Origin of the sequence: Stappia sp. BW2 (assembly GCF_008107695.1) — a bacterium.
GTDB lineage: Bacteria > Pseudomonadota > Alphaproteobacteria > Rhizobiales > Stappiaceae > Roseibium.
This window is the reverse complement of sequence record NZ_VIRG01000070.1, coordinates 1,537,362-1,558,147: the sequence shown is the minus strand read 5'-3', so window position 1 is coordinate 1,558,147 and position 20,786 is coordinate 1,537,362. Positions and strand designations below refer to the sequence as shown.

Below are 20,786 nucleotides of genomic sequence, written 5' to 3'. Positions count from 1 at the left end.
CAAAAGAGCGGGTCTTGTGTGTCGAGGCTGGGATAAGCCGCTGGGGAGGCTGGTTTCGGAGCACTAACGGGTGAAGCGTTCCGCTCCGCTCGTGGCCAGCCCGGAATAAAGCTGTCGTGACAGGGATAGCCCACAACCTTCCACCATGCGGCGTGACGTCATATTCGTCGCCGACACCAGCTCATATAGATGGCTTGCCGCAAGCCCGGTCAGGCATGCGTCCGCCATCAGTGCGTTGACATAGGTGCCCAGGCCCTTACCACGATGAGCGGGGGCAACCGCTACGAGACCGCCCCACGCATAGCGGCAAAATGGGCTGTGCCGATTGTGTGGCAGATAACCGTGCGCGCAGGCCGCGAAACCGCCCGTTGCATCCAACACTCCGACGGAAACAACGGAGCCGTGGTCTCCATTCAGAAATGAACCGGATAAAGGCGCAATGCCAGCCGCGGCAACGAATTCCTGAAACGAACCCGTCAGCGGCCCCTCGGCTCCGTCCAGTCCAGAAAATGTATGAAGTCCGTCCGGAAGGTCCCTTGAAAGGATTGGCGTCGTTGCAGCTTTGATTGCCTCAGCGTCGCCGACAAATACATCCCAGGTGTCCAGCCGGTAGCCCTTTTCAGCCAGTGTGTTCTCCAGATCTGCGTGTCCGTTTGTGTCAAGCAGGCGAAATCCGAAGACACCGTCTTTTTCGAGTGAGTTGAAGATAGTGTCGAAACCCAAAACCTCAGGGGCGTCTGTCCCGAGCATGCGGACGTTACAGCAGGCACCAGGAGTTTCCATGGTCCAGCCATACAGCTCTTCAGCGCGTTGCTGCAGTTGAACCTGCTGCTTTGTTCCGAAGTATCCGGCCATGATGTTTTACGCCTCCCGTTTTTGCCTTTTGAAATGAAGGCAGGCAAATGCGGGTCTGTCCAGACCGGGGAGCGTGATTGAAGCAAAGTGCTTGCGTCTATGTCCGTGCGGGGTATCCGGGTGCGCGCATTTCAAACCCCGTCTTTGTGGTGGCAAAACCAAGGTCTTTGTAAAATCGATGCGCATCCTTGTTGGCCGCACCAGACAGCAGCATCACCTTGAAAGAACCAGACGCAAAGGCCGTGTCAGTGGCGCTTTCAAGCAGCGCTCTTCCGATTCCCTTGCCGCGCCAGTCAGCGTGTGTGACGACATTTTCAATAAGAGCGAAGGGCGCACAGCCACGTGTGATGTTCGGAACTATGACCAGCATGCATGTCGCAACCAGTTCGCCGTTCAGGTCTGCGACAAGCAAATTGACGCCAGGTTGAGCCAGAATTTGGTCAAAAGTTTCGTGCTGCAACTTTTCAGCGGCGTCAATGTCATCCGAAATAAGCTGCGCGTAGAGTGCACACAGACCTTGAAAATCTTCTTTGGTAGCCGATCGGATAACGGGAGTGCCTGTTGAAACGGGCATGAGAACCACGGGCGTTCCAGGAAACAAAAAGCCCGCCGGGTGGCGGGCTTCGATGTCGTGTCAGTCGATGTCGACGTAATCGGATGGCGAAAGCCCCAGCCGGCCATCGACATAGGTGCCGCAACGCTGCATCAGATCATCCATATCGTTCTCGAAGAAATGGTTGGCGCCCGGAATGGTCTCGTGATCGATTACGATGCCTTTCTGGGTCTTCAGCTTGTCGACCAACGTCTGCACATCCTTTTGCGGAACAACCTTGTCGTTGTCTCCATGGATGATCAGGCCGGAGGACGGGCAGGGGGCGAGGAAGGAGAAGTCGTGCAGGTTCGCCGGCGGAGCAACCGAAATGAACCCTTCCACTTCTGGACGGCGCATAAGAAGCTGCATGCCGATCCAGGCACCAAACGAGAACCCGGCAATCCAGCAGGCGCGAGCGTCCGTATGAACGGTTTGCACCCAGTCGAGAGCGGCAGCCGCATCGGAAAGCTCACCCTGGCCGTGGTCAAACGTACCCTGGGATCGGCCCACGCCACGGAAGTTGAAACGCAACACCGCAAATCCGCGCCGGGCGAACATGTAGTACATCTGGTAGACGATCTGGTTGTTCATCGTGCCACCGAATTGTGGGTGCAGATGCAGAACCAGGGCGATCGGCGCGTTGCGTTTTCTCGCGGGATGGAACCGGCCCTCAAGCCGGCCGGCGGGACCGTTGAAGATCACCTCAGGCATGAAACGCTATGTCCTTGTCATTTTGTCGCGCGAGTGAAGGTCGCGCGGGAATTCTGGGCTCACGATACGTGGTTTCCCGTAAGTCTAAACTTGACTCTTTGTCTCCGAGTTTCTAGAACCCTGTTTAGAATTATTCGAAAGTTCGCACCTTACCTCAGCAGGCAGACGATGCTCGGTTCGACCGGTTGGGGGCAGTTATCGTCATGATGGCGGAAAAATTCAAGGTTTTTCGCACATCTACCTGACAACAAAGCAAGTTTTCGATTTTTGCAAGGCTTGAGATCAAACGATAAGAGGCGCTATGCAGCATCAGCCTGCTCCGATCTATCTGGACCACAACGCGGGCGCACCCCTGCGCGATGCCGTTCGTGAGGCCATGATCGAAGCACTGAATGATGCTGGTAACGCGTCCTCTGTCCACGCACATGGCCGGAAGGCGCGTGGTCGTATTGAGACAGCGCGCGACCAGGTCGCACGGCTTTGCAACGCGAAAACCCGCGCCGTGACATTCGTCTCCGGCGGCACCGAAGCAAACATGACGGCCCTGTCACAGGGCTGGCAGGATCAGGGCGCTCCGGTCTATCTCGACAAACTCTTCAGAAGTGCCGTTGAACATCCTTCCGTAATGACCGGCGGGCGGTTCCCCGTTTCCGATCAGGTGGTCATACCTGTCGACGGAAACGGCCGCGTTGTACTTGACGCTCTGGAGCAGGCTCTCAAAGACGTCGAACCAAGTCTCATTTCCGTAATGGCCGCCAACAATGAAACCGGTGTCATTCAGCCGTTGGCTGAAATCGGTGCCATTGCCGAAAAATACGGTCACTTTTTTCATGTGGACGCGGTTCAGGCTGCCGGCCGGATGCCGATCGATCCTGACAGCTGGCAGGCGGATGTGCTGACGTTGTCGGCTCACAAGTTCGGCGGTCCACAGGGCATCGGTGCTGTTGTGGTGCGTTCCACGGCCCGCGTTCCAGCGCCGTTGATGGTTGGCGGCGGACAGGAGAACTGGCGCCGCGGCGGAACGGAAAATGTTTCCGCAATTGCCGGCTTCGGCATTGCCAGCAAAGCCGCCCTTGAAGAAGCCGCCGACATGCGCCATTTGAGAGAGATGAAGGCGAAGCTCGAAGCCGGGCTGTGCGCGATTTGTCCTTCGACAGTGATTTTCGGCGACAAGGCGGAAAGACTGTCCAACACCTGTTGTTTTGCCGTTCCGGGCATTCCGGCAGAAACCGCGCTGATCGCTTTTGATCTCGACCATATTTCGGTTTCATCCGGTTCTGCCTGCTCCTCCGGCAAGGTGTCCGTGTCCCATGTGCTGACCGCCATGGGCGTTTCGGAAGATCTTGCACGTTGCGCCTTGCGCGTCAGCATGGGGTGGAATACCAGCGGCTCCGACATAGACAGGTTTCTCGAGCTGTGGCCAAAAATCGTTGGCAGGCTCAACCCGCAAGCTCGTCACCAGGCAGCTTGATGACAGGAATTCGGCAGCTTTGCTGCCAGACATGGCGCAGGTGACAAGGTCCCTGCAGGGAATAACCGAAGCAGGCACGGGGCCTGTTGAATGGAGGCAAGATATGCCAGCTGTACAGGAAACCATCGATAAGGTGAAAGCCATCGATGTCGACCAGTATAAATACGGCTTCGTGACCGATATCGAGTCGGATAGAGGCGCCAAAGGCCTGTCCGAAGAAACCGTCCGCTTTCTGTCGGCAAAGAAGAACGAGCCGGAATGGATGACGGAATGGCGCCTGGACGCGCTTCGCCGTTTCCAGCAGATGGAAGAACCGACCTGGGCGCGTGTTTCCTACCCGAAAATCGATCTTGACGATCTCTACTACTGGGCATCGCCGAAATCCGTCGAGGGCCCGAAAAGCCTGGACGAAGTTGATCCGGAACTGCTGGCGACCTACGAAAAACTTGGTATTCCGCTGCAAGAACAGGAAATCCTGGCAGGTGTCGAGCCGAAGAACAGGGTCGCCGTCGACGCTGTGTTCGATTCCGTTTCCGTTGTCACCACGTTCAAGGAAGAGCTGAAGAAGGCCGGTGTCATCTTCTGTTCCATTTCCGAAGCGCTTCGCGAATATCCGGACCTGGTAAAGAAGTATCTCGGTTCCGTCGTTCCGGTCACCGACAACTACTACGCGACGTTGAACTCGGCTGTCTTCTCGGACGGGTCGTTTGTCTATATTCCTGAGGGTGTTCGCTGCCCGATGGAGCTGTCGACCTATTTCCGCATCAACGAACAAAACACCGGTCAGTTCGAGCGAACGCTGATCATTGCAGAGAAGGGCGCCTACGTCTCCTATCTGGAAGGATGTACGGCACCTCAGCGTGACGAGAACCAGCTTCATGCGGCTGTCGTTGAACTGGTGGCCCTGGATGATGCGGAGATCAAATACTCCACCGTCCAGAACTGGTTCCCCGGCGACAAGGACGGCAAGGGCGGCATCTACAACTTCGTCACCAAGCGTGGCGACTGCCGTGGCAAGAATTCCAAGATCTCCTGGACCCAGGTCGAAACTGGCTCGGCGATCACCTGGAAATACCCGTCGTGCATCCTGCGCGGCGAGAATTCCCGTGGTGAATTCTATTCGATCGCCGTTTCCAACGGATACCAGCAGGTCGACAGCGGTACCAAGATGATCCATCTGGGCAAGAACTCGTCCAGCCGGATCATTTCCAAGGGCATTTCTGCAGGCAAGTCACAGAACACCTATCGTGGTCTGGTTTCCGCTCATCGGAAAGCGTCGCATGCACGAAACTTCACCCAGTGTGACTCGCTGCTGATCGGCCAGGACTGCGGCGCGCATACCGTGCCTTACATCGAGAGCAAGAACGCCTCGGCCCAGTTCGAACACGAGGCGACCACCTCAAAGATTTCGGACGACCAGATGTTCTATTGCCTGCAGCGCGGCCTTTCCGAAGAAGAAGCCGTGGCGCTGATCGTCAACGGTTTCGTCAAGGATGTCATCCAGCAGCTGCCGATGGAATTCGCCGTCGAGGCACAAAAGCTGATCTCGATCAGTCTGGAAGGATCCGTGGGCTAACGGCCCTGCAAACTTACGAATTGATTGGGGCTCTGAACGCCCTCCGAATTACGAGGAACAATCTCAATGCTTGAGATCAAAAACCTGCACGCCCGCATTGCGGAAGACGAAACAGAGATCCTGCGCGGAATCGATCTGACCATCAATGCGGGCGAAGTACATGCCATCATGGGACCGAACGGCTCTGGCAAGTCGACGCTGTCCTACATCCTGGCTGGCAAGGACGACTACGAGGTTACCGAAGGCGAGATCCTGTTCAACGGAGAGAACCTTCTGGAAATGGAGCCGGATGAGCGCGCTGCTGCGGGCCTGTTCCTGGCGTTCCAGTACCCGATCGAGATTCCAGGGGTTGCCACCATGGAATTCCTCAAGACGGCGATGAATGCACAGCGCAAGGCGCGTGGAGAAGATACGCTGTCGATCCCCGACTTCATGAAACGAGTGAAGGAGGCCGCAGGCCACCTGAACGTCTCCATGGACATGCTGAAGCGCCCGCTCAACGTCGGTTTCTCCGGTGGTGAGAAGAAGCGCGCGGAAATTCTGCAGATGTCCTTGCTGGAACCGAAGCTTTGCGTGCTCGACGAGACGGATTCTGGCCTCGACATCGACGCACTCAAGATCGTTTCGGAAGGCGTGAACAAGCTGCGTGGTCCGGATCGTGCCATGGTTGTGATCACCCACTATCAGCGTTTGCTCGACCACATCGTTCCGGATGTCGTCCACGTTCTGTCCAAGGGCCGCATCGTAAAGACCGGTGACAAGGACCTGGCGCTGGAGCTGGAAAAGAACGGTTACGCCGACTACATCGACACGGCCGCCTGAGGGAGCAAAGCTATATGAACGCCAGCGCACCCATCAAACACACACAGGCGGAAAGCGACCTGCTGGAACGTTTCGACCGCGCGAAAGACGGTTTGGCCGGTTCGGTTGCCGTCAAGGCTCTGCGCGACGCCGCGCTTGGCCAGATCCGTGACCGTGGTCTGCCGCACCGCCGGGTTGAGGAATACAAGTATTCCGACCTTCGCGCCTACATGAAATCAGCTGCCCCGCTTGCTGGCGCGGCTGATGAGGCTGAGGCTACAAGCCTGATTGAGACTCAGGACGGTTTCGGAGATATCGACCGCTACCGTATCGTCGTCGCCAATGGCTCTTTTCTTGCCGGGCTTTCGGATGTTGAAGCACTTGCCAGTGAAGGCGTGACGCTGACAAGCGTTGCTGAAGCGCTTGCCGGCGAAACGGGCACCCAGTTGGTTGCTTCGCCGAAGTCGGGCCTCACTGATGGCGTGGTCGCCTTGAACACTGCGTTTCTCCAGGGGGGCGTTGTCATCACGGTCAAGAGCGGTGTGGAAGTATCCAAACCGGTCGAACTGGTTCAGGTGGCGACAGCCAAAGGTGCTCAGGCAGTCCGCAACCGCGTGGAACTCGGCGAGGGGGCTAAGCTGCGTCTTCTGGAAACCTTTGCCGGAGATACCGGCGAGGGGGAACTGAACACGGTCTTCGATTACGATATCGCCGACAAGGCAGCGCTCGCCGCCACGCGTCTGATCGTCGGCAAGACCGACGCAGCGCAGCTGTTCACGACAATCGCGACGCTTGGCGCAGAGGCGGAACTGAAATCGCTCGGCTTCATTGCTGGACCGCAATTTACCCGCAACCAGCAATTCATCAACTTCACGGGCGAAAACTCCGAAGCGAAGATCTACGGAGTGACCATGGCTGGTGGCAAGTCGCTTGCCGACCAGACATTGATTGTCGATCACGTCGTGCCGAACTGTAACAGCCGCGAGTTCTTCAAGACCGTGCTCGACGGCGAGGCCAAGGGTGTTTACCAGGGGCGGATCAACGTTGCCCAGCATGCCCAGAAGACCGATGGCGAGATGATGACCCAGGCTCTGCTCCTCTCCGAGGACGCGGAAATGGCCAACAAGCCGGAACTGGAAATCTTCGCGGACGACGTATTGTGTGCCCATGGTGCGACCAGCGGACAGATCGATGAGGATCTGCTCTTCTATCTGCGCGCTCGCGGCATTCCGGAAGACGAGGCGAAGACCTTGCTGGTACTCGCATTCCTTTCCGAAGCGATTGAGGAATACGGCGAAGACGATGTGACGGAAGGCCTGGAAGCACGCGTGCGTGACTGGCTAGCCGACCACTGACATCTGAAGCGAACGGGAATAAGGAGCAGCGCCGCATGACGGTCGCGACCGCAGAAAAAACAACCGGCAGCGCCGGTTACGATGTCGATGCCATCCGCCAGGATTTTCCAATCCTGGCGCGGGAGGTTTACGGCAAGCCGCTGGTCTATCTGGATAACGGTGCTTCCGCCCAGAAACCCCGGCAGGTGATCGATGCGGTGACCAAGGCTTATTCCGAGGAATACGCCAATGTTCATCGTGGCCTGCATTTCCTGTCCAACACCGCAACGGACAACTATGAAGCTGCGCGCGAGAAAGTGCGCCGCTTCCTGAATGCACAGTCGGTCGACGAGGTGGTTTTCACCAAGTCCACCACGGAGGCAATCAATCTGGTGTCCTATGGCCTTGGTGGCGACCTATTCGCTGATGGCGGCGAGATCGTTCTGTCGATCATGGAACACCACTCCAACATCGTACCCTGGCATTTCCATCGCGAGCGTCACGGCGCGAAGCTTAAATGGGTCTATGTCCGGGAGGATGGCTCGTTTGATCTTGATGCCTTTTCTGATGCCTTGACGGACAAGACAAGGCTGGTTGCGATCACGCATATGTCGAATGTTCTTGGTACAGTCGTTCCGGTCAAGGAAGTCTGTCGTATCGCGCATGAACGTGGCATTCCGGTCCTGGTGGACGGCAGTCAGGCGGCGGTCCATCTACCCGTCGACGTTCAGGATATAGACTGCGACTATTACGTCTTCACCGGTCACAAGGTCTATGGGCCGTCGGGCATCGGTGTTCTTTGGGGCAAGCCTGACAGACTTAACGCTTTGCGCCCATTCAACGGCGGTGGAGAGATGATTCTCGACGTAACCGAAGACATTGTGACCTACAATGAGCCGCCACATCGGTTTGAGGCCGGTACGCCGCCGATCGTACAGGCGATCGGCCTTGGCGCGGCGCTCGACTACATGGATGCGCTCGGTCGGGACAACATCGCGCGGCATGAAGCGGATCTGAAGGACTATGCCCACCAGAAGTTGCGCGAGATCAACTCGCTGCGGATCTTTGGGGATGCGCCTGACAAGGGAGCAATTGTCTCCTTTGAACTGCAAGGTGCTCACGCACATGACGTTGCCACGATCATCGACCGGGCGGGGGTTGCGGTCAGGGCAGGGACCCATTGTGCTCAGCCGCTCTTGGCAAAATACGGTGTGACTTCTACATGTCGGGCTAGTTTCGGGCTTTACAACACGCGTGCGGAAGTGGACGCGCTGTATGAAGCCCTGTTGAAGGCTCAGAGCTTTTTCGGGTAAGGACGGACCCTATGGAAAACGCTACCACAATTGATACCAGCGCGGATGGCGAAGAGTTGCAGACGGAAGTCTCGGCAAAAAGCGCGATTCCGGCAAACGAACTCGACCAGCTGACCACCGATATCATCGGTGCTCTGAAAACGGTTTATGATCCGGAAATCCCCTGCGACATCTATGAGCTTGGCCTGATCTACAAGGTCGATATCGAAGACGACAGATCGATCAACATCGATATGACGCTGACAGCTCCCGGGTGTCCTGTGGCAGGCGAAATGCCTGGCTGGGTGGAAAATGCCGTTTCAGCCGTTGCCGGTGTTGGACCGGTCAACGTCGATATGGTCTTCGATCCACCCTGGACACCTGACCGGATGTCGGACGAAGCCAAGGTTGCGCTCAACTGGTATTGAGCTTCAAGCCTTTAATCGGATAAGCTGACACCCCATATCAGGTTTAGCATTCGCTTCACTGAACGAGGATCATATGGCTTCCGCCGCTAAATTCCAGGTTATGACCCTGACTGACGCTGCCGCCGAGCGCGTGAAGGAACTTGTCGAGAATTCTGACAAGAATGCCATCGGCTTGCGTGTCGGTATCAAGAAGGGCGGCTGTGCCGGCATGGAATACACCATGGAAATGGTGGATGCCGCGAAGCCCGGAGATGACACGGTCGAAGACAAGGGGGCGAAACTCTTTGTCGATCCGTCTGCGGTGCTGTTCCTGCTCGGGACTGAAATGGATTTTGAAGTCACCAAGTTCCGGTCCGGTTTCATCTTCAAGAACCCGAATGAAGTGTCTGCCTGCGGTTGCGGTGAATCCGTCTCGCTTCAGGCGGCGGACGTGAACGCCCTGGCGCGCTGACCACGCTTGTTCATTCTTTCAAAGAGTGTTTCATGAGCCTTTTCGAGCGGCTGAAAGCCGACGCAGGCCCGCAATGGGCCGACTACACCCGTCACGCGTTTGTTCAACAGCTGGGGGCCGGAACGCTTCCGCTGCCTTGTTTCAAACACTACCTAGTTCAGGACTATCTGTTTCTCATTCAGTTTGCCCGTGCCTATGCATTGGGGGTCTACAAGAGCTCTTCCATCGCCGACATGCGTCAGTCTTTGGAAGGGGTGAAAGCCATTCTGGATGACGAACTCGATCTGCATGTCGAGATGTGCCGTGACTGGGGCATGGATCGGTCAATGATTGAGACTGCTCCGGAAGACACACCAACGATGGCCTACACGCGCTTTGTGCTGGACGCTGGCATGGCAGGAGACCTTCTGGATCTGCAGGCAGCGCTCGCCCCTTGCGTGATCGGTTATGCGGAGATTGGTGCAAGGCTCTCGGCGGAAGGTTGCGACACTGACAGTAATCCCTACAACCGCTGGATCCAGGAATACGCCGCAGAAGGCTATCAGGAGCTGGGACAGGGCTTCGTGGCCTGGATGGATGGGACTGCAAGCCAGGTACTGACGGGGCACCGCTATCCGCGTGTTCTATCGATTTTTGAAAAAGCCTGCCGCCTTGAAAGCGACTTCTGGCAGATGGGGCTGAACGCAAAAGCCTGAGACAGAAATCTACTCAAGCCTGACCAATCTTGACCGGTGCGGAAAACAAGTAATTGGAAAGAAGGGGCCTGAGTTCAGGCGACGTCTTCCTGCTCTTGCGTATCATTAAGTTCTTTTTCGGTTTTGACAACGTTCCGGCCGGCGTCCTTGGCAAGGTACAGTGCCTCGTCCGCGCGTGAGACGATGGAATGCGCCGTATCCATGTCTTCGAAGGTTGCTATCCCGACTGAAATGGTGACCCGGCCGAGGTTCTCGCCTGTCGAACGCTTCACCAGTTCCTTGGACATCACGGCGTTGCGGATGTTCTCACCAATCACAGCTGCTTCTTCCAGTTCGGTATGCGGCAGAATGATCGCAAATTCTTCACCGCCGTACCGGCAGGCAATGTCCTGCGCCTTGATATTCTGCTTCACTGCAAGCGCTACAAGCCTCAGAACCTGATCGCCTGTCTGGTGACCGTAGGTATCGTTGAACTTCTTGAAGTGGTCGATATCGGTCATAAGCAGCGAGAAACCACGCCCGCTTTCCTTGGAGTGATCGATGACCCGTTCAATCGAATTCTCGAAGTGTTTGCGATTGTTGAGCGTGGTCAATTCATCCGTCAGGGATTCGTAGCGGATCGCTTCCAGAGAAGACTGCAGGTTCTCGATGTGCTTTTTGGATTCCAGAAGCTGGCTCTCAAGCTTCCGATTCGACCCAACTGCGTTTTGGGTCGACTTGACCAGATGGGTGACATAGATCTGCAGTTTTTCGGGATCCGAGACCGATTTGATTTTCTCAACGGCCTGTTCAAGAGCACTGCCATAGTCGGATGTGGCATCTGCGCTCAGCTTCAGAGTGTCGACGAGTTCTTCGACTTCTTTGGAAACCTTGGAGCCAACCTCATCCAGACGATCACCAAGCCTCGTTGGTGACAGGAAGCGGCCATAAAGAGTCAGCATCTCGTCAGTGCTGATTCTGCCGTTGGATTTGATGGATTCATTGACGGCCCGGTTCAGGCCCTGATTGTAACCAGCAGCGTATGTGTACCAAAGTTCGTAAGAACGAGGGTAGGCTGGCAGTACGTTTTTCTTGATGTAACTGATTGCGGATTCTCCGTACTGGATAGTCCGCTTATGGTCATCTTCATCCGCCATCAAGTTTCTCTCACCCATGCCTTGCGTATCCCCCCACAAGGACACAAGAACTAGGGTTTAAACTCCAATGGAAGGCTTAAGGAGTCGTTAAGCTTAAAGCGAAACCTGGAGAGTTTCCGTGGTTAGGACGCCTTTTTCGGCCGAGGCTCACGCAGAAGGAAAGCAGGAATATGAACGCCAGCACTGAAGGCCGGTTCCAGCTTCTCGTTTCTGGAACGTTTCCCGGTCTGTCGTTGCGGAAGATTTGAGACCGGAGTCGGGTTCAGCATTTCCGGAAGCTCCTCAACCTGCTCTTCCACGACTTCGCGCGGCTTGTTCTGTGACCGGCGACGATTGGACGGCTTGGCCTCAGCGGCCTCGTTGTCGTTGCTCGAACGCGCGTTCCTGGGCGACTTGCCGCCACCCTTGCGGCGTGCCTTGCGCTCTTGCGCCGCAGCTTCGAAGTCTATCGCGTCGCCCAGCCAATCGATGTCTTTCTTGATCAGCGTCTCAATGGCATCGAGATATTTCTGGTCGTCACCCGTTACAAGCGTAAAGGCCGTTCCCTTGCGCCCCGCACGACCGGTTCTGCCGATCCGGTGTACGTAATCTTCAGCGTTGCTCGGGACATCGAAATTGAAAACGTGACTGACCTCGGGAATGTCCAGGCCACGGGCCGCGACATCGCTTGCTACCAGCAGCTTGATCGTTCCCTTTCGGAAATTGTCCAGCATCATCATGCGTGTGCGCTGATCCATGTCGCCATGGAGCGCTCCAACGTTGTATTCATGACGCTCGAGAGACCGATAAAGGGTCGTGACGTCCCGCTTGCGGTTGCAGAACACAATCGCGTTCTGAAGATCTTCAGCACCTTCAAGCAACTCGCGCAGGGCAGCGCGCTTTTCATAATCCTTGGATTCAGTCGCTTTGAGAAACTGCGCGACGTTCTCGGCCGTGGACGAGGTCGGCGCAACTTCGATGCGGGCCGGATTCTGAAGGAACGTTTCCGTCAGACGTTGGATTTCAGGCGGCATGGTTGCCGAGAAGAAAAGGGTCTGGCGCGTGAACGGGATCAGTTTGCAGATCCGTTCGATATCCGGAATGAAGCCCATGTCGAGCATGCGGTCGGCTTCATCAATGACCAGGATTTCAACACCCTGAAGCAACAGCTTGCCGCGTTCGAAGTGATCGAGCAGGCGGCCCGGCGTCGCGATAAGCACATCCGTACCACGGTCCAGCTTCTTGTCCTGCTCGGAGAAGGAAACGCCGCCAATCAGCAGAGCGACGTTGAGTTTGTGGTTCGTGCCGTAACGCTCAAAATTCTCTTCAACCTGCGCAGCGAGTTCGCGCGTCGGTTCGAGAATGAGCGTGCGCGGCATGCGTGCCCTGGCGCGGCCCTTTTCAAGCAGCGTCAACATGGGCAGTGTGAAACTAGCGGTCTTGCCGGTTCCGGTCTGGGCGATGCCAAGAATGTCGCGGCGCTCAAGCACCTGCGGAATGGCTCCCGACTGGATTGCCGTGGGTTCTTTATAACCTGCTGCTTCAACTGCAGCGAGGACCTTCTCGCTAAGACCGAGAGTATCAAATGCCATGGAGCGTTTTGCCCGAATGTTGTGATTGTTAATCGGCGGCGCCGTGGGGACCACCGGTGCCAACGTGCGCACACCCTACATTCATGCGCTCAGGTGTCAATGCACTTGTAGGTAAATTTTCAAGAAAACAGAGTAATACGGGGTACGATTTGCCATCTCAGTTAATAGTGCAGTCAAGTTGGATCATGAAAAAGGTTGGAACATCAGTATGCATTGCCCAAAAAGACGGCGTGGTCAAAGGTGTCTGTTTCCGAAAAGTTCGCTTCAGCCGGTAATTAATACGTAAAATTGCGCAGCGTCAGGCAGTAAGTGCAGCTGGCTTGTAGAACAGGTCGTAATCCGTCTTGTAGCGGCGCCTCAACTGCTGAACCAACCGGTCTTCGGTGAAAGACAGCAGCGTATCCCGTGAAATGTAATTGCTCACGTTATAGGTGACTGGTTCCTTTGAGCGAAGTCTGAGCGAGCTTTCAGAAAGAAACTTTGCGAAAGACCGGTCGAAATCTTCAAGCTGCAGAACCAGATCGGCCGTCAGTACGCCTTTGTAGGTCAGTGCGGCGGTCTGGCTCCGGAAGAGGTTGTCTGCTTCCAGATCCGAAATCGACGCAACATGGGACACGAATTGCTGTGGCGTCATGTCCTGAGTGAACTGTCGTTCTTCGTAGTAGGCGGGAAGGGAATCTGAACTGAGAATGACTTTCTCATAGCAATAGGCAAGCCTATGCATCGGGTCCTGGACCCAGGCAGCAACTGTCATGTCGGGGTGGCGGCGCTTGAGCTCCCGTGCCGTCAACAATTCAACATTTCCATGGAACAGCAGACGCTCGGTGGCCGCAGCCTTGAGATCAATTTCGGAAAGAGCCTTGAGCTTGTCGGTGCCGGCGAGCCGATGAAGAACAGGGCGCAACAAATGGAATGCTGGCTCTGCAATACGGGCAAACGCGATTTTATGCTTTGGAAAAGCCAGGAAGACGTGATTTCGCAATGGGCGAAGTCGTCTGTCCATTATCGAATACATCCAGTTTAACATACTGCTTTTCCGACCGGTCAATTAGGCCACGCGGGTAAAACAAATTACACCCGATCCGCCACCTCAAAAAAAGATTTAGATCAAACTACTCATTATTGCGGCTAAATATCAAGATCCTCAGCGAATTCAGCGTTGTCCTGAATGAAACGGAAGCGCGCTTCCGGTTTGTTGCCCATGAGACGCTCGACGGTGTCGTTGGTATCCGCCACAGCGTCTTCTTCGACGACGACTTTCAGCATCGTTCTCTTGGACGGATCCATGGTCGTTTCTTTCAATTGCGCCGGCAGCATTTCGCCCAAGCCCTTGAAACGGCCGATTTCCACCTTGGACTTGCCTTTGAAGACAGTCTCCATCAGTTCGTCCTTGTGGGCATCGTCGCGTGCATAAAGGGTTTTGCCGCCCTGGCTGAGACGATAGAGCGGCGGGACGGCCAGGAAAAGGTGACTGCCACGGATCAGTTCAGGCATTTCCCGGTAAAAGAAAGTAATTAAAAGTGAAGCGATGTGGGCGCCGTCGACGTCGGCATCCGTCATGATGACGATCTTTTCGTAGCGCAGGTCGCTTTCCCGGTACTGGGAGCGGGTGCCGCAGCCAAGGGCCTGAATGAGATCGGCGAGCTGCTGGTTGGCGACGAGCTTGTCACGTCCGGCATTTGCAACGTTGAGGATCTTGCCCCGCAAAGGCAGAACAGCCTGGTTGGACCGGTTGCGCGCCTGTTTGGCGGAGCCACCTGCCGAGTCACCCTCCACGATAAACAGCTCGGTTCCATCCGACTGGTTCGCCGAACAGTCGGCAAGCTTGCCCGGAAGGCGGAGCTTGCGCACGGCGGTCTTGCGAGCGACGTCCTTTTCCTGGCGGCGGCGCAAGCGCTCGTCGGCGCGGTCTATCACCCATTCCAGAAGTTTGTTTGCCTGGTTGGGGGAAGCCGTCAGCCAATGATCGAACGCATCGCGGACGGCCGTTTCGGTGATGCGGGTGGCTTCGTTGGTCGCAAGCTTGTCCTTGGTCTGGCCGACAAACTCGGGCTCTCGAATGAAGACTGACAGCATCCCGCCGGCGGATGTCATGACATCGTCGCCGGTGATGATGGAGGCCTTCTTGTTGTTGGTCAGTTCGCCATATGCCTTCAGTCCACGCAGCAGCGCGTAGCGGAAACCCGCTTCGTGGGTTCCACCTTCCGGCGTCGGCACGGTGTTACAATAGGAATTGACGAAGCCATCGCCAGCATACCAGCTAACGGCCCATTCCACGGACCCATGTTTGCCGGCATTGTCGGTGCGTCCAAAGAAGACATCATCCACGACGCGGCGTTCCTTGGACAGCCGCTCATTGAGGAAGTCACGAAGTCCGCCGGGAAAATGAAAAACGGCCTCGGCTGGTGTTTCGTCCTTTTCTGACAGCAATTCAGGAGCGCAGTGCCAGCGGATCTCGACACCACCAAAAAGATAGGCCTTCGACCTGGCCATCTTTAACAGGCGGCCAGGAGTGAACTTGGCGCCTTTGCCGAAAATCTGCTCGTCAGGCTTGAAGCTCACCTGTGTGCCGCGCCTGTTCTGCGTGTCGCCGACAAGTTCCAGCGGGCCTTGAGCATGCCCCCGGCGGAAGATCTGGCGATACAGCTTACGGCTGCGTGCGACTTCGACGATCAGTTCTTCGGAGAGGGCATTGACCACAGAGATGCCGACGCCGTGCAGGCCGCCGGAGGTCTCGTAGACCTTGCTGTCGAATTTACCGCCTGCATGAAGCGTCGTCATGATCACTTCGAGGGCAGATTTGTCCTTGAACTTCGGATGAGGGTCGACCGGAATGCCGCGGCCATTGTCCGTGATCGTCAGGTAGCCATCTGCCGAAAGGGAAACGTCGATCCAGGTCGCATGACCGGCGACCGCTTCGTCCATGGAGTTGTCGATCACCTCCGCAAAGAGATGGTGCAACGCCTTTTCATCCGTGCCGCCAATATACATGCCTGGTCGGCGTCGGACCGGTTCGAGACCTTCGAGAACCTCGATATCGGCCGCGGAATAGTCGTCGCTGACCGCGACGGGCGCAACGGGACGCGGTTTTTGCGGCGCGGGGGCGGGTTTATCCCGTGTCATTGGGGCAGAGACAGCCGCGTTGCCTGCAAACAGATCGTCTTTTGCGCTCATTCCGTATCGCCTGATGGGTCTTGGGTCACAGTTTTTACAAACTCAGCGCTGGTACCTACACCGAATCATGCCCCAGTTTGAAGGACAAACATAGAACGGCAAAGGCAATTGGCCAAAAGCCCCCGTTTTCAACAGCCCTCGGCGCAGAAACGCCTGTCTGGCAACACATCATCAACCCGCATGTGTTGAAATGCAGCCCTTGAATGGGAGGGGTGGCAACGAAATGTGCCAATTCCGCAACAGTTGCTGACAGAGTCTTTTGCCGGGTCCCGGTTTGCCTCAGTTGCCCCTGTTCGGCCATGTTTGCCCGTCACCCGTTACGCTAATGTTTTGAGACAGTCCGACCGGTAGTTGCTTCCGGGCTGGACACCGTCCGGACATAAGAGTCAGGAAATTGTCTTATTTCGGCGCCGTATGGCCCAACTTAGGACGAAATGATCGGCCAATTTGGGCCACTCCGAAAAAGTTGATCCTGCGAGCGAAAGCTTTGGGGTCGAAGAGACAGCAAATGCGCTTTGCGCGGACAAAAAACAAGAGCGTCCGTCGGGTATCTGTTTCGTTGCCGACGGATAATAGTGTGACTGGGATGCCTAAGAACAGCACAAAGCTTCAACGCATGGGAAAAGCCGGAACCGTGCTCGGTGCGTTGATCCTGATCGGACTGACCGGTCCTGTAGCCGCCTTTGACGGGCAGCCGGCGCCTGCACGTGCGATCGGACCGACAGATCTGTCCCCCTCTGAAGCATTGCGGGCAGGTGCCCGCCAGTATTATTCCGGCGACAAGGCTGCAGCGCTCGGCTCGCTGCAATATGCGGCCGAAAATGGTCAACCGATGGCCGCCTGGAAGTTGGGGGAAATGTATGCCTCCGGCGATGGCGTCAAGGAAGACGACCTCAAGGCCTTTGAATATTACAGCCAGATCGTTCGCGAACATGGTGAAGACCGTCCGGATGCGCCGGATGCGCCTTTTGTGTCCAGCGCTTTTGTCGCCCTAGGGACCTATTACCTGAATGGCATAGATGGCGCTGTTCCCAAAAATGAACCGCGTGCGCGGCAGATCTTTACGCATGCTGCATCTTATTTTGGTGATGCCGATGCGCAGTATGAACTGGGCCGCATGTACCAGGAAAACAACAGCCGCATGGCCGTGCGGTGGTATAATCTGGCGGCACTGAAAGGGCATGTCGGAGCTCAGGCCCGGCTTGGTGAAACGCTTTATGCGCTCGGCACGTCAGACAAGAAAAAAGCACGCGGCCTCATGTGGATGACGGTTGCCCGCGAACAGGCAAAAGGAACGGATGCGAACTGGATCCATTCCATGCATGAGCAGTATTTCGCGGTTTCGCCCGAGCCTGTCAGGCAGATGGCAAGATCCATGGCAGATGGATGGCTGAAGCAGAACCGTCCGGACATGCTCACCGCTCAGCAACTACCCGCACAATAACCAAAACCTGCTGAAACCGGCTCCTCTGATCGGAAGCGCGGCGCCCATCGGGCGCCACGCATACGCAGACCATTGCCGCAGGTGCGTTGTATCGCACGCGGTGTGGTTCTCTTCCGTACCTTTATGTCGTCTTTGAAGAAGCTGGACTTAAAGTGTGGCTCGCGCCCAACGCGTTTGATGGATGTTTCCGGATTGGTTGGGGATGAGCCTGTCGATAGCCGGGCTCTGGTTCTGCGTGAGCGGGCAGGGGGCGTTGCTGAATTGCCAGGACGTGTTGTTCAGCACCATTTCACAAGTTGCCATTCGCAATCCGGATGGGCTTTTCAGGCAAATGGATTCACCGATACCGTATTTCTCGCCCTTGTAACGACACGTGCAAGAAATGTCTTGAGCGATGGCGCTTGCGCGGAAACCCAACACCTCTGCAAAAATCAAACCGGAAAAAACAAAAGTTGCAACGGTCAACAACCTACGGCCAGCGACCTTTGTCGTTGCCGGAAAGTGATGTCCGCATGTCGCCGTCGCGGAAGTTGGTCGGCCGAGCGTTATCCCATGATGGTAAAAGTTTACCATGAGTTCTGCCGACTGCAAGCCTGGTTTTCACGTTTCAGCAGTGCGGACAGGCAAACACAACCTGTGGGCCTTCGAGTGATTCCGCAGAATTCAGGCTCAAGCGGCGAGTTTGACCCACACTGGTACATGGTCGGACGGCTTTTCCCACCCGCGCACATGCTTGTCGATACCGCAGCCGGAAAAACGATCCGTCGCCTGTGGTGACATCAATATGTGATCGATGCGAATGCCGTTGTTCTTCTGCCACGCACCGGCTTGATAGTCCCAGAAGGTGAACGTTTCCGGCGCTTCGGTGCAGGATCTCACAGCTTCGGTAAGGCCAAGATGCGTAAGCGCGCGGAAGCGCTGCCTGCTCTCGGGTTGAAAGAGCGCGTCGTCCAGCCAGTTTTGAGGGGTCTTCGCATCAACCGGATCCGGAATGACGTTGTAGTCTCCGAGCAGCAGGAACGGCGTCTCTTCATCAAGACGCTTTTGCGCATGCGCGATCAACCGGTCCATCCACTCGAGCTTGTAGGGGAATTTCTCCGTTCCGAGCGGATTACCGTTCGGTAGATAGAGGCAACCGATCCGAACAGGACCTTTGTCCGTCGAAAGACTGGCCTCGATATACCGGGCCTGTTCGTCTGCGTCATTTCCCGGCAAGCCGCGCTGCACATCGGAAAGCTGTGTTTTCGACAGGAGCGCGACACCATTGAAGCCCTTCTGGCCATGCGTCTCGACCACGTATCCGAGGTCTTCAAACGGCTGTCGAGGGAAGTTTTCGTCAACGGATTTGATCTCCTGGAGGCAGGCAACGTCAGGGGAGCTTTCCTTGAGCCACTCGAGGACTGTGTCGATACGTGCCTTGACGCCGTTGATGTTCCAGGTCGCAATTTTCATGAGCGCGGTTGCCTCAACTGTTCGAAAGTGCCGGGGCAACCGGCTGCAAGGATGGAGCCTATGGGATCAGATCGTAAAACTGGTGCCGCAGCCACATCCGGCGACTGCATTTGGATTGTTGATCTGAAAAGACTGTCCGATCAGATCGTCCACGAAATCGATTTCCGATCCGCCCATGTATTGCAGGGAAATGGAATCGATCAAAACCGTCGCTCCCGGTTTTTCGATCACCAGATCATCATCCTCGCGGCTGTCGACCACGTCATATTTATATTGCAGTCCGGAACAGCCGCCGCCTTCCACGCTGACGCGCAGCATGCTGCCGCTCGGTTCCTTCGACAAAATCGCAGCAATGCGCTTGGCAGCGCGGTCGCTGACTGTTACGCCAATTTCAAGTGTTTCGGTCATGTTTCACCGACTCGCTCTGTTCCGGCCATGTGCGGGAACGTTAAACCTGATTTGTTCAGATAAGTATGTTTTGCGGTCGCTCACGTCAATGTATTGCCAGCGGCTGATGGAACAGGAAACACGGACGAGGTCTGTGAAGGATGGCTGGAAGCAGATGAAGGCGGATATCGGATTTGGGGGACAATCGCGCGCGATCTACGCGCAAAACCCTCTGGAAAGCCGGGGCAGGCTCTTCCCCGAGCCTGACAGCCCGACGCGTACACCCTTCCAGCGGGATCGGGATAGAATTATTCATTCCTCCGCTTTTCGCCGTCTGAAGCACAAGACGCAGGTTTTCGTTTATCACGAAGGCGATCATTTCCGCACACGGCTGACCCATACCATCGAGGTATCGCAAATCGCGCGCTCGCTGGCACGTGCTCTTCGGCTCGACGAAGATCTGGCAGAATGCCTGGCTTTGTCGCACGATCTGGGACACACACCTTTTGGTCATGAGGGCGAAGATGTCATGCATGAGTGCATGGCACCTTATGGTGGGTTCGATCACAATGCCCAGTCGCTCAGGGTCGTGACGCATCTGGAGCAGCGCTACGCGGAATTCGATGGCCTGAACCTGGCATGGGAAACGCTGGAGGGGCTGGTCAAGCACAATGGGCCACTGGTTGATGCCAACGGAGCCCCCCTTGGAAAGTTCAAGGGGAGCCAGTTGCCGTTTGCGATCCGCGACTATGCCAAACAACAGGATTTGCTGTTGCACACCTGGCCGGGCGCTGAAGCACAGGCCGCGGCGATTGCTGACGACATTGCCTATGACGCACATGATCTGGATGACGGATTGAGGGCAGGTCTCTTCGCGATCGAAGATATGCGCGACGTACCTTTCCTGGCCGATATCCTCGAAGAAGTGGACGGCAAGTACCCCGGCCTTGAGGAAAGCCGCCGTATCCATGAGATTGTCAGGCGGTCGATAACGCGAATGGTTGAGGATGTCATTCGCGAGGCGATACGCAATCTGAACGAGGTCGAGCCCCAAAGCGTGCAGGAGATTCGTATGGCCGGCCGTTGCCTCGTTGGTTTCTCGGCGGAAATGGCTGCTGCGGAAAAGGAAGTGAAGCGATTCCTTTTTTCCAGGGTGTACCGGCATGAAGATGTGCTGGCAGTTCGAAGACTGGTTGCAAGGGTCGTTCGGGACCTGTTCACACGGTTCCTGGCCGAGCCGGACCTTATGCCGAAACCCTGGAACAGCGGCCTAGGCACTCTGAGTGACACGGAAACTGCGCGGCTGGTTTGCGACTATATCGCCGGCATGACGGATCGTTATGCCATAGAGGAGCACCGCAGACTGTTTGACGATACTCCCGATTTGGGGTAGGCGCAGTAGCGACTTACAAACCC

At 56.2% G+C, this 20,786-nt stretch carries 20 protein-coding genes; 10 read left to right on the top strand and 10 right to left on the bottom strand.

Going from position 1 to position 20,786, the window contains the following annotated elements; translation table 11 throughout:
* Positions 1-63: 63 nt before the first annotated feature.
* The 3 genes from FMN63_RS26130 to FMN63_RS26120 all read right to left on the bottom strand — a co-directional run bounded on the left by FMN63_RS26130 (position 64) and on the right by FMN63_RS26120 (position 2,158).
* Positions 64-855, bottom strand: a complete 792-nt coding sequence (locus tag FMN63_RS26130) for a hypothetical protein (RefSeq protein WP_148586998.1) — start codon at positions 853-855, stop codon at positions 64-66.
* A gap of 97 nt (positions 856-952) precedes the next feature.
* The gene (locus FMN63_RS26125) at positions 953-1,429 is read right to left on the bottom strand and encodes a GNAT family N-acetyltransferase (protein ID WP_286192784.1); all 477 of its coding nucleotides are present in this window, start codon (positions 1,427-1,429) and stop codon (positions 953-955) included.
* A 60-nt stretch (positions 1,430-1,489) separates the two neighbouring features.
* Positions 1,490-2,158: an alpha/beta hydrolase gene (locus FMN63_RS26120; RefSeq protein WP_148586996.1), complete on the bottom strand. Its 669-nt coding sequence runs from the start codon at positions 2,156-2,158 to the stop codon at positions 1,490-1,492.
* Between the two features lie 301 nt (positions 2,159-2,459).
* Between FMN63_RS26120 and FMN63_RS26115 the strand changes: the two genes are divergently transcribed.
* The 8 genes from FMN63_RS26115 (at position 2,460) to tenA (ending at position 10,206) form a co-directional block, all read left to right on the top strand.
* Complete coding sequence (locus FMN63_RS26115) at positions 2,460-3,629, top strand: cysteine desulfurase family protein (RefSeq protein ID WP_148586995.1); 1,170 nt, start codon at positions 2,460-2,462, stop codon at positions 3,627-3,629.
* A gap of 103 nt (positions 3,630-3,732) precedes the next feature.
* The gene (gene sufB, locus FMN63_RS26110) at positions 3,733-5,205 is read left to right on the top strand and encodes a Fe-S cluster assembly protein SufB (protein ID WP_148586994.1); all 1,473 of its coding nucleotides are present in this window, start codon (positions 3,733-3,735) and stop codon (positions 5,203-5,205) included.
* 66 nt (positions 5,206-5,271) lie between these two features.
* The gene (gene sufC / locus FMN63_RS26105) at positions 5,272-6,027 is read left to right on the top strand and encodes a Fe-S cluster assembly ATPase SufC (RefSeq protein ID WP_148586993.1); all 756 of its coding nucleotides are present in this window, start codon (positions 5,272-5,274) and stop codon (positions 6,025-6,027) included.
* Positions 6,028-6,041: 14 nt separating this feature from the next.
* On the top strand, positions 6,042-7,361 hold the full coding sequence (gene sufD, locus FMN63_RS26100) for a Fe-S cluster assembly protein SufD (RefSeq protein ID WP_148586992.1): 1,320 nt from the start codon (positions 6,042-6,044) through the stop codon (positions 7,359-7,361).
* A gap of 35 nt (positions 7,362-7,396) precedes the next feature.
* The gene (locus FMN63_RS26095) at positions 7,397-8,653 is read left to right on the top strand and encodes a cysteine desulfurase (RefSeq protein ID WP_148586991.1); all 1,257 of its coding nucleotides are present in this window, start codon (positions 7,397-7,399) and stop codon (positions 8,651-8,653) included.
* Between the two features lie 11 nt (positions 8,654-8,664).
* The gene (locus tag FMN63_RS26090) at positions 8,665-9,060 is read left to right on the top strand and encodes an SUF system Fe-S cluster assembly protein (protein ID WP_148586990.1); all 396 of its coding nucleotides are present in this window, start codon (positions 8,665-8,667) and stop codon (positions 9,058-9,060) included.
* 73 nt (positions 9,061-9,133) lie between these two features.
* Positions 9,134-9,511, top strand: a complete 378-nt coding sequence (gene sufA / locus FMN63_RS26085; protein WP_148586989.1) for a Fe-S cluster assembly scaffold SufA — start codon at positions 9,134-9,136, stop codon at positions 9,509-9,511.
* A gap of 32 nt (positions 9,512-9,543) precedes the next feature.
* Positions 9,544-10,206 (top strand): thiaminase II, encoded by a 663-nt coding sequence (gene tenA / locus FMN63_RS26080; protein WP_148586988.1) that lies wholly within the window; start codon positions 9,544-9,546, stop codon positions 10,204-10,206.
* A gap of 74 nt (positions 10,207-10,280) precedes the next feature.
* Here tenA and FMN63_RS26075 read toward each other — a convergent pair whose 3' ends face one another.
* The 4 genes from FMN63_RS26075 to parE form a co-directional block, all read right to left on the bottom strand.
* Positions 10,281-11,342 (bottom strand): GGDEF domain-containing protein, encoded by a 1,062-nt coding sequence (locus tag FMN63_RS26075; protein ID WP_148586987.1) that lies wholly within the window; start codon positions 11,340-11,342, stop codon positions 10,281-10,283.
* A gap of 122 nt (positions 11,343-11,464) precedes the next feature.
* A complete protein-coding gene (locus tag FMN63_RS26070; RefSeq protein WP_148586986.1) occupies positions 11,465-12,913 on the bottom strand; it encodes a DEAD/DEAH box helicase in 1,449 nt (482 codons plus the stop codon).
* A gap of 298 nt (positions 12,914-13,211) precedes the next feature.
* Positions 13,212-13,961, bottom strand: coding sequence for a sulfotransferase family 2 domain-containing protein (locus FMN63_RS26065; protein ID WP_148586985.1), 750 nt, complete (start codon positions 13,959-13,961; stop codon positions 13,212-13,214).
* Positions 13,962-14,041: 80 nt separating this feature from the next.
* Positions 14,042-16,087: a DNA topoisomerase IV subunit B gene (gene parE / locus FMN63_RS26060; RefSeq protein ID WP_148586984.1), complete on the bottom strand. Its 2,046-nt coding sequence runs from the start codon at positions 16,085-16,087 to the stop codon at positions 14,042-14,044.
* A 586-nt stretch (positions 16,088-16,673) separates the two neighbouring features.
* Between parE and FMN63_RS26055 the strand changes: the two genes are divergently transcribed.
* Positions 16,674-17,531 carry a tetratricopeptide repeat protein gene (locus FMN63_RS26055; RefSeq protein WP_205514330.1) on the top strand — a complete coding sequence of 286 codons (858 nt, stop codon included), beginning with the start codon at positions 16,674-16,676 and terminating at the stop codon, positions 17,529-17,531.
* A gap of 147 nt (positions 17,532-17,678) precedes the next feature.
* Here FMN63_RS26055 and FMN63_RS26050 read toward each other — a convergent pair whose 3' ends face one another.
* The 3 genes from FMN63_RS26050 to erpA form a co-directional block, all read right to left on the bottom strand.
* Positions 17,679-17,996: a hypothetical protein gene (locus FMN63_RS26050; RefSeq protein ID WP_148586983.1), complete on the bottom strand. Its 318-nt coding sequence runs from the start codon at positions 17,994-17,996 to the stop codon at positions 17,679-17,681.
* Positions 17,997-18,200: 204 nt separating this feature from the next.
* Complete coding sequence (gene xth / locus FMN63_RS26045) at positions 18,201-18,983, bottom strand: exodeoxyribonuclease III (RefSeq protein WP_148586982.1); 783 nt, start codon at positions 18,981-18,983, stop codon at positions 18,201-18,203.
* Between the two features lie 66 nt (positions 18,984-19,049).
* Positions 19,050-19,391, bottom strand: a complete 342-nt coding sequence (gene erpA, locus FMN63_RS26040) for an iron-sulfur cluster insertion protein ErpA (RefSeq protein WP_148586981.1) — start codon at positions 19,389-19,391, stop codon at positions 19,050-19,052.
* 154 nt (positions 19,392-19,545) lie between these two features.
* Here erpA and FMN63_RS26035 point away from each other — a divergent pair, with 154 nt between their 5' ends.
* Positions 19,546-20,763: a deoxyguanosinetriphosphate triphosphohydrolase gene (locus FMN63_RS26035; protein ID WP_148587366.1), complete on the top strand. Its 1,218-nt coding sequence runs from the start codon at positions 19,546-19,548 to the stop codon at positions 20,761-20,763.
* Positions 20,764-20,786 lie beyond the last annotated feature (23 nt).

What these genes read in the sequence shown, in the direction of transcription:
- FMN63_RS26035 (WP_148587366.1), top strand. Translation starts at nt 19,546, where the DNA reads ATGAAGGCGGATATCGGATTTGGGGGACAATCGCGCGCGATCTACGCG.
- FMN63_RS26120 (WP_148586996.1), bottom strand. Translation starts at nt 2,158, where the DNA reads ATGCCTGAGGTGATCTTCAACGGTCCCGCCGGCCGGCTTGAGGGCCGG.
- FMN63_RS26130 (WP_148586998.1), bottom strand. Translation starts at nt 855, where the DNA reads ATGGCCGGATACTTCGGAACAAAGCAGCAGGTTCAACTGCAGCAACGC.
- FMN63_RS26070 (WP_148586986.1), bottom strand. Translation starts at nt 12,913, where the DNA reads ATGGCATTTGATACTCTCGGTCTTAGCGAGAAGGTCCTCGCTGCAGTT.
- sufA (WP_148586989.1), top strand. Translation starts at nt 9,134, where the DNA reads ATGGCTTCCGCCGCTAAATTCCAGGTTATGACCCTGACTGACGCTGCC.
- FMN63_RS26125 (WP_286192784.1), bottom strand. Translation starts at nt 1,429, where the DNA reads ATGCCCGTTTCAACAGGCACTCCCGTTATCCGATCGGCTACCAAAGAA.
- erpA (WP_148586981.1), bottom strand. Translation starts at nt 19,391, where the DNA reads ATGACCGAAACACTTGAAATTGGCGTAACAGTCAGCGACCGCGCTGCC.
- FMN63_RS26075 (WP_148586987.1), bottom strand. Translation starts at nt 11,342, where the DNA reads ATGGCGGATGAAGATGACCATAAGCGGACTATCCAGTACGGAGAATCC.
- FMN63_RS26115 (WP_148586995.1), top strand. Translation starts at nt 2,460, where the DNA reads ATGCAGCATCAGCCTGCTCCGATCTATCTGGACCACAACGCGGGCGCA.
- sufD (WP_148586992.1), top strand. Translation starts at nt 6,042, where the DNA reads ATGAACGCCAGCGCACCCATCAAACACACACAGGCGGAAAGCGACCTG.
- FMN63_RS26095 (WP_148586991.1), top strand. Translation starts at nt 7,397, where the DNA reads ATGACGGTCGCGACCGCAGAAAAAACAACCGGCAGCGCCGGTTACGAT.
- FMN63_RS26055 (WP_205514330.1), top strand. Translation starts at nt 16,674, where the DNA reads ATGCCTAAGAACAGCACAAAGCTTCAACGCATGGGAAAAGCCGGAACC.
- sufB (WP_148586994.1), top strand. Translation starts at nt 3,733, where the DNA reads ATGCCAGCTGTACAGGAAACCATCGATAAGGTGAAAGCCATCGATGTC.
- tenA (WP_148586988.1), top strand. Translation starts at nt 9,544, where the DNA reads ATGAGCCTTTTCGAGCGGCTGAAAGCCGACGCAGGCCCGCAATGGGCC.
- FMN63_RS26090 (WP_148586990.1), top strand. Translation starts at nt 8,665, where the DNA reads ATGGAAAACGCTACCACAATTGATACCAGCGCGGATGGCGAAGAGTTG.
- sufC (WP_148586993.1), top strand. Translation starts at nt 5,272, where the DNA reads ATGCTTGAGATCAAAAACCTGCACGCCCGCATTGCGGAAGACGAAACA.
- xth (WP_148586982.1), bottom strand. Translation starts at nt 18,983, where the DNA reads ATGAAAATTGCGACCTGGAACATCAACGGCGTCAAGGCACGTATCGAC.
- parE (WP_148586984.1), bottom strand. Translation starts at nt 16,087, where the DNA reads ATGAGCGCAAAAGACGATCTGTTTGCAGGCAACGCGGCTGTCTCTGCC.